Source organism: Fibrivirga algicola, from assembly GCF_011742925.1.
GTDB lineage: Bacteria > Bacteroidota > Bacteroidia > Cytophagales > Spirosomataceae > Fibrella > Fibrella algicola.
In genome coordinates, this window is the sequence record NZ_WAEL01000001.1 from 136,337 (window position 1) to 150,306 (window position 13,970).

A 13,970-nucleotide genomic window follows, 5' to 3' on the forward strand; every position below is an offset into this window, starting at 1 on the left:
TCAGGATATTTTTTCAAAATCGAGCCGCAAAGATAGTACTTAATTCGTTGTAAGAAAATAGTTTTGCTTAAGACAGCCCCCTTCACTTCTATGAAAATTCTCAACGTTGAACAAATTCGTCAACTTGATCAAGCCACTATCACCTACGAACCGATTGCTCCAATTCAATTGATGGAGCGTGCCTCTCAGGCTTTTGTTGATTGGTTTACCGTACGATACGACGCCTTTACGCCCGTAAAGGTGTTTTGCGGGCTTGGTAATAACGGGGGCGATGGCCTGGCTATCGCGCGTCTGCTGCTCCAGGCAAACTACATCGTTGAGGTCTTTGTGGTGCGGTACGCCCCCCGCGAATCAGACGATTTTGCGCACAATCATCGCCGCCTAAAACTACTTATTAATCCGCATTACATCGAAAATGCCGGAGATATGCCTACCCTTCGTCAGCGCGATGTGGTTATCGACGCCATTTTAGGGTCTGGTATTTCACGCCCCGCCGAAGGGCTGGTCAAACTGGTGATCGAACGGATCAATCACGCTCCGGCGCAGGTGATCTCAGTCGACATTGCCAGTGGGCTGCGCGCCGATCAGGCTGGTCAACCCGACGATGTCACCATCTGGCCCGACCATACGGTTACATTCGACCTGCCTAAACTGGCCCTGCTGCTGCCCGGTAATGCCCGATCGGTGGGCGAGTGGCATATGGTAGACATTGGCCTGAACCAGCGTTTTATTGATCAGGCACCTACTCCGTATTATTACACGACCGAAGCGGAAGCCCGGTTGCTACTCCGTCGACGAGGGCGATTCTCACACAAAGGCTCATTCGGCCATGCCTTGTTACTGGTTGGGAGCTATGGAAAAATAGGCGCGGGGATACTGGCGGCAAAAGCGTGCCTTCGATCGGGGGTGGGGCTGCTGACGGTGCAGGTACCACACTGTGGGTACGTTGCCCTGCAAACGGCTGTGCCTGAAGCCATGTGCCGCCCCGACATCGACGAACGTGTACTGACCGGGCCCAGTGACGTAGAGGGGCCTTCGCTGACCGATTATGCGGCTATCGGCGTTGGGCCGGGTATTGGTAAAGCTCCCGAAACGGCCCGTTTTCTACGTGAAGTGCTGACAAATTTCAATAAGCCGGTCGTGATCGATGCCGATGCGCTGAATCTGCTATCGACCAATAAAGATCTGCTGGGTCTGCTGCCTGAAAATAGCATTCTGACGCCGCATCCAAAAGAGTTTGAGCGACTTACGCAACGTTGGCAGAATGATTATGACAAGCTGGAGCTACTACGTGACTTTGCGCAGCGCCAGCAGGTTGTAGTGGTGCTTAAAGGCGCCCACACGGCGGTAGCACTGCCCAACGGCGAGGTTCATTTCAACTCAACAGGTAATCCCGGCATGAGTACGGGTGGTACTGGAGATGTGCTTACTGGTCTGCTCACAGCCTTACTGGCTCAGGGCTACGATCCTGTTGAGGCGGCGGTACTTGGTGTGTTTATGCATGGGCAGGCAGGAGATAGGGCTGCTCAGGTTCGTGGACAAATTGGCCTTACCGCCACTGATGTGATCGAAAGTTTACACTGGGCTTAAAGTCTTTTTGCCTGGCCACTATGGAGAAAAATCCATAGTTTATGTAGAATATATTCTACAATTACACAGAGGGGCTACTGGCTCATTGGTCTTAATAGACAGACCGTTAGATAAGCCGTGCCAAGCAGGGGCTTATGCTAATCGCCGCTAGAATGGGTGAACTCAATACCCTTACTTGTTTCCGCTGAAGGCTATGTAATTAAGGCATCAAATTTGCCTGTTGAGAAGTAACATATTCTAAACGAACAGCAAAGATGGGTAACTACACGCAGCGCGAATGGCGAATGGGTCAGTCGAATTCAAAGTCATCGACCGATTTAGGTCAGACAGCAGCATTAGGAGGTGCCACAGTGGCCTTATTCGCCTACATCGTTTACCATTTCATTTACCCACTCATCGCCAAAGGACTGTTGTTCTAAAGAAGTGGCGATTAAGTTATAACAAAGAAGGCCAGACTCACATGAGTCTGGCCTTCTTTGCATATGTCTGTATAGAGTGATCGTGCGCTGGTCCTTATCGTTTGTTACGACGGCCGCTTTTCGGCTCTGGTTTACTTTTTTTAGTCCGGCTGTCCGTTCTCTTTTTAACCGGTTTACCCAGGCGAGACTGAGGTGGTGGCGGCGTGGCCCCCGGTTTTTTAGCCCCAGCTGCTTTTGGGGGGGCGGTAGGCTTCTTTCTTCTGGGTGCCTGATCACTTTTGGGCTTTTTCTCGTCCAGGCCGGTTGATCCTTTCAGCAGGTCATAAATGATTTCCTTTTCGCTGTCGGTCAAATCCCGCCAATCACCAACGGGCAGGCCCTTTAGGTTGATGTTCATGATCCGAACCCGTTCCAGCTTCGTAACCTCGTAGCCGAAATGTTCGCACATGCGGCGAATCTGCCGGTTCAATCCCTGGACAAGGGTAATCCGAAAAGTAGTGGCGCCTTCGCGTACTATTTTGCATTTCTTGGTAATGACGCCCAGCATCGGAACACCATTGGCCATGCCAGTAATTACTGCGTCGGTCAGGGGCTTGTTGACCGTCACCACATACTCCTTCTCGTGTTTGTTGCCGGCCCTCAGGATCTTGTTGACCAGATCGCCGTTGTTGGTCAGAAAAATAAGCCCCTGCGAATCCTTATCCAGCCGACCAATGGGAAAGAGGCGTTCAGTGTGGTTCACATACTGCACAATGTTATCGCGCACGTTTTCTTCGGTGGTGGAGGTTACTCCCACCGGTTTGTTCAGCGCAATGAGAATGGCGTTATCACTATCGCGGGGTTCCAGGTTGTTTCCGTTCACTCGCACACGGTCATTTGGCTTCACCTGGTCGCCAATCACCGCTTTACGCCCATTGATGAACACGACGCCCTGGGCAATAAACCGGTCGGCCTCTCGCCGGGAGCATAACCCGCTTTCGCTGATGAATTTATTGAGTCGTTTCGAGCTTTGCTCCATTTGGCTTCGATGAATTAACGGACAGACAGGAAACCGTAATGTCCGAATCCCGGCCCGTGGTTAGCTAAACGCTGTTTCTGCACGGTGTAGTAGCTGTATGAGCTGACCCAGTTAGCCTGAGAATACAGGAACAGATGCAGGCAAAGGTAGCCAGCGTATAGGAATGAACAACGTAGGTTAAGGGTGAACCGAAGGTAAGACCCTATCGCTTCCGCTATTTCAGGGCCAGGTATGTGATCAGGGCCGAGGCGTAGGCAAGTACGCTCATGTAGCCAAGCTGGACCATGGGCCATTTCCAGCCTTTGGTTTCGCGGTAGGTGGTGGCAATGGTGCTCATGCACATCATGGCAAAGACGTAGAACACCAGCAGCGACCAGGCTACGGCGGGGGTATACATTGGCCCACCCGTTTCGGCGTTGCGTTCGGCTTTCAGGCGTTGACGAATGGTAGTGTCGTCGCCGCTGTCACCAGCCCCCAGGCTGTAGATCGTTGCCATCGTTCCCACAAATACTTCGCGGGCAGCAAACGACGCCAGCAGCGCCACGCCGATCTTCCAGTCGTACCCCAGCGGTTTAATGGCCGGTTCGATAAAGTGGCCAAAGTGACCGGCATACGACGACTCGAGGCGTTCAGCAGCGATAGCATTCTCGATATCGGCAGCTGGCTGGCCAGCCATTGAGGTACGTACCTGCGTTTCGGCTTCGTCCATTTGGTTACCCGGACCATAACTGGCCAGCACCCACAGCACGATAGAAATAGCCAGAATAACGCGGCCTGCTTCCCATACAAACGACCGAACACTTTCCCAGACCGTCAGACCAACGTGGTTCCAGCGGGGCCATTTAAAGGTGGGGAGTTCCATCACGAACAGACTCCGCTCTTTCGTTTTCAGAATTTTCTTAAATACCCAGGCGGCTGCCAGCGCTGATACCAGACCCAGCAGATACAGGCTCATCAGCGCCAGCCCCTGCATGTTGAACAGTCCCAGCACCCGCCGGTCGGGCACTACGAGGGCAATCAGTATGGTGTAAATGGGCAAGCGGGCCGAGCAACTCATGAGTGGCGTTACCAGAATAGTAATAAGCCGGTCACGGCGGGACCCGATAGCACGCGTAGCCATAATTGCGGGCACTGCGCAGGCTGCTCCCGAGATCAGTGGTACCACACTTCGGCCGTTCAGCCCGAATTTACGCATGATGCGATCCATCAGCACCATCACCCGCGACATATAGCCCGACTCTTCGAGCAGCGAGATCAGCAGGAAAAGCAGGCCAATGGGTGGAATAAACACCAGAATTCCCCCAATGCCAGCCAATACACCATCGGTTAGCAAATCGGTTAGTGGCCCGGCGGGTAAGCTATCTTTTAGCGTACCGTTCATCCAGGCCACACCCTCATCGATGACGTCGACCAGGGGCGTTGCCCAGGAGAAAATAGCCTGGAAAACAAGCAGGAGAATCAATGTAAAAATAACGTACCCCCAGACTGGGTGTAGCAGTACCCGATCGATCCGCTGACTCCAGGTAGACTGGCCCACCGGGCGACTGTCGGTGACGGCGTCGGCAACAACGGCCGAAATCAGTTCGTACCGGCGAATGGTTTCACGTACCTGAAAAGCCGGTTCGCTGAAATCGTATTTGGCAATCAGTTCGTCGAGCCCTTCACGCTGCGGCTTATTCAGAAAGGTGAAACCGTCGTGTTGAATGACATATTGCAGAGCCAGGTAATTGTTGCTCAGCTTGTAGCGTTGCTTCGTTTCGGCTAACAATCCGGCTCGTTGATCGGTAACTGAATCTGCCAGCACAGGGTCAGTTTGGGGATCGAAGAAAAGCGTTTCGGCCAAAACAGGCTCGTCCAACTGCTGAATAATCGCCTTTCTGAGCAAGTCGACACCATCGCCTGTGCGGGCATTGACGCGCACAACGGGAACGCCCAGGCGCATCGATAGCCGTACTGCGTTGACTTCCTGCTGCTGCTGACGGGCCACATCGAGCATATTCAGCACCAGCACTACCGGCACACGCAAATCCATGATTTGCGTAAACAATAGCAGGTTCCGGCGCAAGTTCGAGGCGTCGAGTACAACCACGGCCACATCCGGATAATCGGGGTGGGCGGGGTTAGCCAGAATGTCGGTTACGATTTGTTCGTCGGGCGATTTAGGGTAGATCGAATAGACCCCCGGTAGGTCCACAACGGTAGCCTCGAGCTGAGGCGCCAGCGTGGCAGTGCCCGACTTCTTGTCCATCGTCACACCGGGAAAGTTGCCGGTTTTCTGACGCAGACCTGTTAACTGATTGAATAGGGATGATTTACCGGCGTTGGGATTGCCAACTAATGCCAATACGGGCGACGTTTCCAAGGTAACACACGACCCGGAGGGCCGTTCTACTCAACAATGATGGTGGCGGCTTCTGCCCGACGCATAGACAGGCAGTAGCCCGATACGTTCAGGCAAATTGGATCGCCCATCGGGGCTTTGCAGTGCAAACACACTTCCTCGCCGGGCAGGCAACCCATTTCGAGCAACTTAATCGATGCCCACTGGTCATTGAATGACTTAATGCGGGCGCGTTCGCCGGGTTTCAGATCGGCTACAGTACGATTGCTCATAGTGTCTTTATTTAGACTTCATTTAAACAAACGCAACATTACGGCGAAAAGTTGAGAAATGATAAAAATGGTTCGTGGAATTTATGGGTGCGCGAGTGGAGTAGATTAAACGGATTGCCATTGATTTCTGGCTGTAAACGGGTTCACCCCGCTCGTTTCTACTGCTTTCATTACTACCAACAAGCAGCGTCAGTTCGTTCAATCCCTACATCCGTGCTCCATTGGCCGTCACCCACAAATCATAGGCAAAGCGCAGGATGGTGGCTGCAATGACGCAGAGAAAGAACACCCGGATGAATCCGTTGCCTTTCAGCAGAGCAAGCCGCACCCCTACAAATGCACCCAGCAGGTTGGCCACCGCCATAGGAATCGCCACGGCGAAGAGCACGCTGCCGCGATTGATGAAAAAAATCAGGCTGGCGGCGTTGGTCGACAGGTTTACCCATTTGGCATGGGCGCTGGCCCGCAGAAAGTCGAACCCAAGCAGCCCGACCAGCCCGAGTACCAGAAAACTGCCTGTTCCGGGGCCGAAAAAACCATCGTAAAAACCAATGAGCAGCGCCATCAGCAGGGTGCGGGTACGTTGCTGCCGTAGGCTGAGGGTACGTTCCACGTGCTGACCAAAGTCGGGTTTCAGCAGGGTATACAAAAAGACGCCGACCAGGATGACCAGGGCCAGCGGCCTCATAAACGTGTTGGGGACGTGGGTGAGCGTCCAGGAGCCGGTGAAGGCGGCAGCAAAGGCCACAGCCATCATCGGAAGCAGTAGCGCCCAGTGCATGACAACGCGGCGACTATACTGAATGGCTCCCAGCAACGTACCCACGGCACTGGGAATTTTGGTGGTGCCAAGCAGCGTGGGCACAGGGTACTGTGGTAAACTGAACAGAATGGCGGGGGTTTGTACCAGACCGCCGCCGCCCACGATGGAGTCGATGAAGCCCGCGAGAAACGAAAAGCCGCAAAGGGTAAGCAGTGTACTAGTATCAGGCGTCATAGCCGCAAAAGTAGGGGCCGTTTGCGCATCGTGGCGTATTTTTGCGGTTCTATGCGTGAATCATTAGTGCAAATCGGAGCGTTGGTCGGCAAGGAGTTTCGGCTGGAATGGCGGCAGCGGTATGCGCTCAACGGCATGTTACTGTATATGGTTGGGGCGGTTTTCGTTTGTTACCTGAGCTTCAATGCCCGGCGTGGTCAACTGGCCCCCATTGTCTGGAATACGCTTTTCTGGCTCATCCAACTGTTTACAGCCATTAATGCCATTGCCAAAACGTTTGTGCAGGAACGGGCCGGTCGGCAACTGTATTACTATACGTTGGCCAGTCCGCAGCAGATCATCGTGGCAAAGGTAATTTACAACACGGGCCTGATGCTGGTGTTGGCGCTGCTAGGTTTTTCGGTCTACGCCTTTGTATTGGGTAGTCCTGTTCAGGATGTAGGTCTATATATAGGTAGCCTGTTGTTGGGGGCTATCGGGTTTGCGGCCTCGCTGACACTGGTGGCGGGCATTGCAGCAAAAGCAGAAAATTCAGCTACGCTCATGGCTATCCTGAGCTTCCCGGTTATTCTGCCGTTGCTTCTGTTGCTGTTGAAAGTGGCTAAAAATGCCATGGACGGTCTGGACCGATCGGCCAGTAGCGATGAGTTACTAACTATTCTGGCAATAGACGCCATTGTTTTGGCACTTTCTTACCTGCTCTTCCCGTTTTTGTGGAAGAGTTAAAAACCGTTTGTCGTTTGCGGTTTATGGTTGCGTTGCTGATTCACATAGTTCAGGCTTAGCAGCGCAACTACAAAGATCAAACGACAAACTTGAAAAATATATGAAAGCAAATTGGTGGAAGGCCCTGGCGGTCATTATTTTAACATACACGATTTTTTGGGGGCTCCTGGGGCCAACTCCCCGTCAGCCGATCCTGAACGAGAGTATTCGGAACGTATACTTCCACGTGCCGCTCTGGTTCGGCATGATCACCCTTATGTTCACGTCACTGGTGTACGCCATTCGCTACCTGCGGAGTGGCGACCTCGGGCATGATCTGGTATCGGTCGAATTTGCCAACACCGCCATTCTGTATGGCCTTTTGGGCTGCGCAACGGGCTCTATCTGGGCCAACTACACCTGGGGGGAACCCTGGCCGAACGACCCCAAACTAAACGGTGTGGCGGTGAGTATGCTGCTCTACATGGCATACCTGATCCTGCGCGGCGCATTCGACGATGAGCAGCGCCGGGCCCGGATTTCGGCGGTGTACAATATTCTGGCCTTCGCCGTGTTTATCCCGCTCATTTTCATTCTGCCTCGCATGCAGGATTCACTGCACCCCGGTAACGGAGGGAATCCGGCGTTCGGTAAGTACGATATGAACAGCCAGATGCGGATGGTCTTCTACCCGGCCGTTATCGGATTTACGCTGCTTGGCGTCTGGATCACGCAACTCCAGGTACGCCTCCGCCGGCTGCACTTGTCGTTAGAGGATTAATTATGGCTTTGGCCGGGTGCCCCGTCCCGTAAGCTGATAAATACATGAGTATCACAGTGCAGGCCGGTCGACCCGGCTAAGGCTACCATTACCAATACACATAAGGTTTATCCATTTTCTGGAATAATTCGTACCGTATCTTTGTTGACATTTAAAGAGACTCTGTCTCTACATCAACCGCATGACTCGCTCTTTAGTACTTCGTTTTAGCTTCCTGTTTTCCCTGTTGCTGATTGCCCAGACCACGATGGCTCAGGATACCGTTGAGATGGCCGACAAGCTCCGGGCCGACGGTAAAATATGGGTGGTGGTCGCCGTAATTGCTGCTGTCTTCTTCGGCATTATCGGGTACCTCGTTCGCCTCGACGGAAAGATCGGCAAGCTGGAGCGTGAGGTTAAAGACGGTCAGGTGAACACAGGTAAAACTACAACCAACGTTGGCCGGTAACGTACCTGGCTGATGCGCTAATTAACTCATGAAACTTTCACACATTATCGGCATTATCGTTATCGCAGTGGCCATCGGCATTGTGATAACCTCCTATGGTGACTCAAGCTCGTATGTGACCTTTGGCAAAGCAATGGCAATGGCTAAAGACGGTGACGAAGACATGGTACACGTGGTAGGTAAGTTGAAGAAAGATGCATCTGGTAAAGCAGAGGGTGTGTTTTACCAGCCGCAACTTGATCCAAACCACTTCGAGTTTACGCTTGTCGATAACGATAATCAGGTGCAGAAGTGCGTGTACAATAGCCCTAAGCCGCAGGATTTCGACCGGTCGGAACAGATCGTCGTAGTCGGCGCCATACAAGGCGACCATTTCCAGACGAACAAGATACTGCTTAAATGCCCATCCAAGTACCAGGACGGCAAACTGGAAGTAACCGAACACGAGGCAAAGACGGCAAAGCTATGAGTGTTGACGAGATTGAAGCTGCCATGCAGGCGCTCACCATCGACGAGCTGGCGCATATACGTGACAAAGCAGTAGAACTGCACCAGACCCGCTGGGAGGCGCAACTGGCCATCGACCTGGAGTCGGGTCGGCTGGACGCCTGGATCGACGAAACGAAGCAGGACATACGCAAAGCGGAAACCCGTGATGTATAGCCAACTTATCAGTTAACAAGTTATGAAAGAATTCACCGTTGGTAATACGGGTCACCTGTTTGTTATCCTGTCGTTTGTGACGGCACTGGTAGCCACGTTTGCGTACCTGAAAACGACGCTGGCCCGCGAGGCGGCTGAAGAAAACCATTGGAAACGCCTGGCTCGCTGGGCGTTCTACGTTCACGGTGTTGCCGTTGTCAGCGTAGTGGCTTGCCTGTTCTCTATCATTTACAACCACCGTTTCGAGTACCAGTATGCCTGGAGCCACTCGTCGCTGGCGCTGCCCGTTCAGTACATGATTTCCTGTTTTTGGGAAGGGCAGGAGGGTAGTTTTCTGCTCTGGATGTTCTGGAACGCCATGTTAGGTATTATTCTGACCCGTACGGCCGGTGCCAAGTGGGAGGGACCCATGCTTACCGTGTTTGCCCTGGTGCAGGCTTTCCTGACCTCGATGATTCTGGGTGTGGTGTTGGGCGATGTGAAAATTGGTTCGTCGCCCTTTTTGTTGCTGAAAGATGCGATGCCCGATGCGCCGGTGTTCACGATGAATCCCAACTTTATTCCGGCAGATGGCAAGGGCCTGAACGCACTGTTGCAGAACTACTGGATGGTGATTCACCCGCCCACGCTGTTCCTCGGCTTTGCACTGTCGCTGGTACCGTTTGCCTACTGCATTGCGGGCCTGTGGCGGAATCAGCCACTCAACTGGATTCGTCCGGCTCAGCCCTGGATGCTGGTTGGTGCGGTTGTGCTGGGTGTTGGTATCATGATGGGCGGTTACTGGGCCTACGAAACGCTGAACTTTGGCGGCTATTGGAACTGGGACCCCGTTGAAAATGCCGTCTATGTTCCCTGGCTGATCATGGTGGCCGCCATGCATACCATGCTGACAGCCAAACGCAGCTCGGCTGGCCTGAAAACGGCCATTATTCTCACCGTTGCGCAATTCCTGCTGATCCTGTATTCAACCTTCCTATCGCGTTCCGGCATTTTGGGTAATGCCTCTGTGCACTCCTTCACTGACCTCGGTTTATCGGGCCAATTGTTAATGTATCTGCTTGCCTTCGTTGTGATCTCGGTAGCATTGATGGCGGCGAAGTGGAAACTGATCCCCAGCGACGAGCAGGAACTGTCGATCTACAATAAAGAACTCTGGCTCTTTTTGGGTGCCGTGGTGCTGTGTCTGGCCGGTTTCCAGGTTATCTCAACCACGTCGATTCCGGTTTACAATAAAGTAGCCGAATTGTTTGGTAAAGCCTCGAATCTGGCCATGCCGACCAATCAGGTCGCGCACTACAACAAATTTCAGATCTGGTTCTTCAGCATTATCGCCATCATGTCGGGCGTTGGCCAGTATATCTGGTGGCGCAAGGCTGGTAAAGGCAACTTCAACACGCTGATGACGCCCCTGGTACTGACATTGCTCGTAAGTGCCGCCATCATCGGTTTTGGTCAGATAAAGAATCCCATCTACATGGTATTCCTGACTACTTCGGTGTTCGCCATCATGGCCAACGGCGCCATTCTGCTGGGGGTGATACAGGGCAACTACCGCTTGTCGGGTGGGGCTGTTGCACACATGGGCATGGCCCTTATGTTGATCGGTATCCTTTTCTCCTCGGGCTATTCAAAAGTGACATCGATTAATAACAGTGGCTTGTTGATTTCGAAGTCGGAAGAATTCACGAAAGACGACAACAAAGAGAACAAAGAGAACGTCCTGCTGTGGCTCAACCAGTCGGAGCAAATGCAGGGCTACCAGATGACCTACCGTGGCCAGAAAGTAGAGGTGCGTGATATGCCTGGGTACGTTCCCCGTAAGGCGGTTGAAGTGATCGAAGGTGATTTCCACGGCATTGCGCAGGAAGACCTGTCGATTGATGGTAAGCTGTACCACAAGAAAGGCGATACCGTAGCGCTGTATCCCGAAAACGTGTACTATGAAGTAGAGTACCGCGAGCCGAGCGGTAAAGTGTTCTCGCTCTACCCCCGTGCCCAAGTTAACGACCGGATGGGACTGCTGGCTTCGCCTGATATTCGTCACAAAGCGGGTCGTGATCTGTACACCTTTGTTTCATCGGTGCCCGATCCGAATGCGGAAGCCCAGTGGGAGAAAACCGAGACCTATGCGGTGGCCATCCGTGATACGTTCTTCCTGAATGACTACGTAGCCATTCTGGATAATGTAGCCAAAACAAACGAGGTGAAAGGCATCGACATGAAGCCGACGGATGTGGGTGTGAAGGCGCAGGTACGTGTGCTCTACAAAGATCGTGAGGTGATGATGCAGCCTGCTTTTGTTATCCGGGACGGGGCTATTGCCAGCCCGGCCGACATTTCAGATGAGTTGGGCGTGCGTCTTCAGCTGAAAACGATTGATCCTAAAACGGGCCAGTTTACGTTTGCCGTGAACCGTACTCAGCGCGACTACATCGTGATGAAGGCATCGGAGAAACCACTCATTAACCTGCTTTGGATGGGTACCCTGGTGATGGTCATTGGCTTTGTCATGGCCATTGTCCGCCGCTACCGCGAAAATCGGAAGATGGACGGGAAGGCAGAAAAAGAAGCCCGTAAAACAGTAGTTAGTTACCAATAATCAACTATCAGTTATTCATCAACAAACAGCTACGTACCCAGCTATCAGTTGCTGCCGGTCGACGCTTATTGTTGATGGATAACTGATAGTTGTTTACGACCATGAAACTTCGCGATACACTATTCATTTGTGGATTCATCGGTGCGCTGCTCCTCTGGATTCTGGAAATCCGCCGGGTCGGTTTCACAGGGAGTTACGACCTGCTGTTGCTGGCACTGGTTTTTCTGTTTGCCTTCCAGTTTTTCCGGGTGCGTGACCAGCAGAAAAACAAAAGTGTATCGCCAACGATTAAGCAGATGATTGACAAACGAAAGCAGGACGCTGAGAAAAAAGCGAAGAAGTAAGCCCCATTCCTATGACCTATTCGCTCCTGTTTGGTGCGCTCTTTGCCCTGGTTGCCACGGGGATCTTTGCCGCCGTTGAAACGGCTTATACTTCCGTAAACCGGCTTTATTTCGACCTTCACAGCAAGCAGGGCCCGCTGGGTGAAAAGCTGGTATCGCGCTTCCTGAAAAATCCAATTCTGTTTGTTGGCACCACCCTGACCGGTAACACGCTTTTTCTGGTGCTGTATGCCGTACTGGGCGTAACCGTGCTGAACCCGGTGATGGAGTCCCTGCTGCCCGCCGACTTTAACAGCCCGATCGCTTTGCTGGCCATCGAAACGCTGGTTCTGACGCTTATTTTTCTGCCTTTTGCCGATTACCTGCCCAAGAGTCTCGCCCTTATTCACCCCGATGCGTTTCTGGAGAAACTGGCCGTTCCGCTATGGGTTATCTACCAGGGAATTGCTCCGCTGGTACGTGTGCTGGTAGGCGCGGCCCGGTTATTCAACAAATATGTGTTGCGGCAACATGTGGCGGAATTGCGGCCCGTTTTTGGGCTAACCGACCTCAATAACTACTTACAGCACCTGAACCAAAGCCCTGCCGAAGCGGAAGAAGATGGACAGGTCGACGCCAAAATCTTTAATAACGCCATTGGTTTCCGGGACGTCCGGGTGCGTGATTGCCTGGTGCCCCGCACCGAAATTGCGGCTGTTGCCAGCGATGAAACGATTGATGAATTGCGATTGGCGTTTCAGCAGAGCGGCCACTCGAAAGTACTGGTCTACCGCGACAGCATCGACGATGTGATTGGCTACTGCCATGCGCTGGGGCTTTTTACGAAGCCAACGCAAATCGAGGACATTCTACTACCTATCCTGACAGTGCCTGAAACCATGCCCGCGCAAGACATGCTGCTGCGGTTTTTGTCGGAACGTAAAAGCATTGCGCTTGTGGTCGATGAATTTGGCGGCACGGCGGGGATGATTACCGTAGAAGATATCGTGGAGCAGATCTTCGGCGAGATTCAGGACGAATATGACGTAAACGAAGACTGGGTAGAACAGCAAATCGACGACCGGACGTACCTGTTATCGGCCCGTCACGAGATCGACGATCTAAACGAAAAGTACGGGTGGGATTTGCCCGAAGGCGATTACGAGACGCTGGGTGGTCTAATCCTTTCGATCAATGAAGACCTGCCTAATGTAGGTGATATATTCGAGATGGGCCCGTATGCGTTTGTGGTCGAGTCGGTGCAGGGTACCCGCATCGACACCGTTCGGGTCACCGTCGGGCGGGAGTAATTAGTTGTTACGCCCCACCTTGAAGATGGAGCGTAACAACTAGCTATTTTACAGCTGCTCAGCAAAGAGCCGCAATGACGTGGCTACATTCTCGAGCTTATTGACCGTCTGTTCTTGGATGGCTGCGTTCTGCGTTAACTGCGAGGTATGGTCGGCCAGGGTCATGAGTAACTCACGGATGCGATCCAGGTCGGGCTTGGCAAATTGCAACTGACCGCTTAGCTCTTTCAATTTGTTCTCGATCCGCTCCGTGTTTGCGTTGCCTTCAACCACTTTTAGCCAGCCGTTGATGAGCTTAACGCCATCGGCGGGCGAGGTAGCAGAAGGGTCGTTCTCTGCGAATACGGTGGCTGTCTGGTCGAACAGCCGTTGATCCAATGCGTGTGAGGCCATGGTTCTCTTTTGTTAAGGACGTTGAGGTCTATTGTTATGTACTACCAGTAGAACCCGCCTATGGCCGGTTTGTTTCTCCTCCGAATCGACCGGTAACGTACCCGGCCATTG

General features: G+C 52.8%; 15 protein-coding genes. 10 read left to right on the plus strand and 5 right to left on the minus strand.

Features of this window, described 5'->3' with window-relative positions; all coding sequences use genetic code 11:
• Positions 1–90 precede the first annotated feature (90 nt).
• Together F7231_RS00555 and F7231_RS00560 are read left to right on the plus strand one after the other, a co-directional pair.
• Complete coding sequence (locus F7231_RS00555; RefSeq protein ID WP_166690534.1) at positions 91–1,590, plus strand: NAD(P)H-hydrate dehydratase; 1,500 nt, start codon at positions 91–93, stop codon at positions 1,588–1,590.
• A gap of 254 nt (positions 1,591–1,844) precedes the next feature.
• Positions 1,845–2,009 carry a hypothetical protein gene (locus F7231_RS00560; protein ID WP_166690535.1) on the plus strand — a complete coding sequence of 55 codons (165 nt, stop codon included), beginning with the start codon at positions 1,845–1,847 and terminating at the stop codon, positions 2,007–2,009.
• A 94-nt stretch (positions 2,010–2,103) separates the two neighbouring features.
• Here F7231_RS00560 and rluF read toward each other — a convergent pair whose 3' ends face one another.
• The 4 genes from rluF to F7231_RS00580 form a co-directional block, all read right to left on the minus strand.
• The gene (gene rluF / locus F7231_RS00565; RefSeq protein ID WP_166690536.1) at positions 2,104–3,027 is read right to left on the minus strand and encodes a 23S rRNA pseudouridine(2604) synthase RluF; all 924 of its coding nucleotides are present in this window, start codon (positions 3,025–3,027) and stop codon (positions 2,104–2,106) included.
• A 214-nt stretch (positions 3,028–3,241) separates the two neighbouring features.
• The gene (feoB, locus tag F7231_RS00570; RefSeq protein ID WP_166690537.1) at positions 3,242–5,389 is read right to left on the minus strand and encodes a ferrous iron transport protein B; all 2,148 of its coding nucleotides are present in this window, start codon (positions 5,387–5,389) and stop codon (positions 3,242–3,244) included.
• A gap of 26 nt (positions 5,390–5,415) precedes the next feature.
• Positions 5,416–5,640 carry a FeoA family protein gene (locus F7231_RS00575; protein ID WP_085410544.1) on the minus strand — a complete coding sequence of 75 codons (225 nt, stop codon included), beginning with the start codon at positions 5,638–5,640 and terminating at the stop codon, positions 5,416–5,418.
• Between the two features lie 205 nt (positions 5,641–5,845).
• Positions 5,846–6,637, minus strand: coding sequence for a sulfite exporter TauE/SafE family protein (locus F7231_RS00580; protein WP_166690538.1), 792 nt, complete (start codon positions 6,635–6,637; stop codon positions 5,846–5,848).
• A 51-nt stretch (positions 6,638–6,688) separates the two neighbouring features.
• On the opposite strand from F7231_RS00580, the gene F7231_RS00585 reads away from it, so the two are divergent.
• From F7231_RS00585 to F7231_RS00620, 8 genes are all read left to right on the plus strand, one after another.
• A complete protein-coding gene (locus tag F7231_RS00585) occupies positions 6,689–7,363 on the plus strand; it encodes a heme exporter protein CcmB (protein ID WP_085410542.1) in 675 nt (224 codons plus the stop codon).
• A 7-nt stretch (positions 7,364–7,370) separates the two neighbouring features.
• Positions 7,371–8,123, plus strand: a complete 753-nt coding sequence (gene ccsA, locus F7231_RS00590) for a cytochrome c biogenesis protein CcsA (RefSeq protein WP_510186188.1) — start codon at positions 7,371–7,373, stop codon at positions 8,121–8,123.
• Between the two features lie 181 nt (positions 8,124–8,304).
• Positions 8,305–8,571, plus strand: coding sequence for a CcmD family protein (locus tag F7231_RS00595; RefSeq protein WP_085410540.1), 267 nt, complete (start codon positions 8,305–8,307; stop codon positions 8,569–8,571).
• A gap of 28 nt (positions 8,572–8,599) precedes the next feature.
• Complete coding sequence (locus F7231_RS00600) at positions 8,600–9,040, plus strand: cytochrome c maturation protein CcmE domain-containing protein (RefSeq protein WP_085410539.1); 441 nt, start codon at positions 8,600–8,602, stop codon at positions 9,038–9,040.
• On the plus strand, positions 9,037–9,234 hold the full coding sequence (locus F7231_RS00605; protein WP_085410538.1) for a hypothetical protein: 198 nt from the start codon (positions 9,037–9,039) through the stop codon (positions 9,232–9,234). Before F7231_RS00600 ends, F7231_RS00605 begins: the two co-directional genes overlap by 4 nt.
• 22 nt (positions 9,235–9,256) lie before the next feature.
• Complete coding sequence (ccsA, locus tag F7231_RS00610) at positions 9,257–11,833, plus strand: cytochrome c biogenesis protein CcsA (RefSeq protein WP_166690539.1); 2,577 nt, start codon at positions 9,257–9,259, stop codon at positions 11,831–11,833.
• 101 nt (positions 11,834–11,934) lie between these two features.
• On the plus strand, positions 11,935–12,177 hold the full coding sequence (locus F7231_RS00615) for a hypothetical protein (protein WP_085410536.1): 243 nt from the start codon (positions 11,935–11,937) through the stop codon (positions 12,175–12,177).
• Between the two features lie 11 nt (positions 12,178–12,188).
• Positions 12,189–13,466 carry a hemolysin family protein gene (locus F7231_RS00620; RefSeq protein ID WP_166690540.1) on the plus strand — a complete coding sequence of 426 codons (1,278 nt, stop codon included), beginning with the start codon at positions 12,189–12,191 and terminating at the stop codon, positions 13,464–13,466.
• A 48-nt stretch (positions 13,467–13,514) separates the two neighbouring features.
• On the opposite strand, the gene F7231_RS00625 is transcribed toward F7231_RS00620, so the two are convergent.
• On the minus strand, positions 13,515–13,859 hold the full coding sequence (locus F7231_RS00625; RefSeq protein ID WP_166690541.1) for a hypothetical protein: 345 nt from the start codon (positions 13,857–13,859) through the stop codon (positions 13,515–13,517).
• Positions 13,860–13,970: the final 111 nt, after the last annotated feature.

What these genes read in the sequence shown, in the direction of transcription:
- F7231_RS00555 (WP_166690534.1), top strand. Translation starts at nt 91, where the DNA reads ATGAAAATTCTCAACGTTGAACAAATTCGTCAACTTGATCAAGCCACT.
- F7231_RS00560 (WP_166690535.1), top strand. Translation starts at nt 1,845, where the DNA reads ATGGGTAACTACACGCAGCGCGAATGGCGAATGGGTCAGTCGAATTCA.
- rluF (WP_166690536.1), bottom strand. Translation starts at nt 3,027, where the DNA reads ATGGAGCAAAGCTCGAAACGACTCAATAAATTCATCAGCGAAAGCGGG.
- F7231_RS00575 (WP_085410544.1), bottom strand. Translation starts at nt 5,640, where the DNA reads ATGAGCAATCGTACTGTAGCCGATCTGAAACCCGGCGAACGCGCCCGC.
- F7231_RS00580 (WP_166690538.1), bottom strand. Translation starts at nt 6,637, where the DNA reads ATGACGCCTGATACTAGTACACTGCTTACCCTTTGCGGCTTTTCGTTT.
- F7231_RS00585 (WP_085410542.1), top strand. Translation starts at nt 6,689, where the DNA reads ATGCGTGAATCATTAGTGCAAATCGGAGCGTTGGTCGGCAAGGAGTTT.
- F7231_RS00595 (WP_085410540.1), top strand. Translation starts at nt 8,305, where the DNA reads ATGACTCGCTCTTTAGTACTTCGTTTTAGCTTCCTGTTTTCCCTGTTG.
- F7231_RS00600 (WP_085410539.1), top strand. Translation starts at nt 8,600, where the DNA reads ATGAAACTTTCACACATTATCGGCATTATCGTTATCGCAGTGGCCATC.
- F7231_RS00605 (WP_085410538.1), top strand. Translation starts at nt 9,037, where the DNA reads ATGAGTGTTGACGAGATTGAAGCTGCCATGCAGGCGCTCACCATCGAC.
- ccsA (WP_166690539.1), top strand. Translation starts at nt 9,257, where the DNA reads ATGAAAGAATTCACCGTTGGTAATACGGGTCACCTGTTTGTTATCCTG.
- F7231_RS00615 (WP_085410536.1), top strand. Translation starts at nt 11,935, where the DNA reads ATGAAACTTCGCGATACACTATTCATTTGTGGATTCATCGGTGCGCTG.
- F7231_RS00620 (WP_166690540.1), top strand. Translation starts at nt 12,189, where the DNA reads ATGACCTATTCGCTCCTGTTTGGTGCGCTCTTTGCCCTGGTTGCCACG.
- F7231_RS00625 (WP_166690541.1), bottom strand. Translation starts at nt 13,859, where the DNA reads ATGGCCTCACACGCATTGGATCAACGGCTGTTCGACCAGACAGCCACC.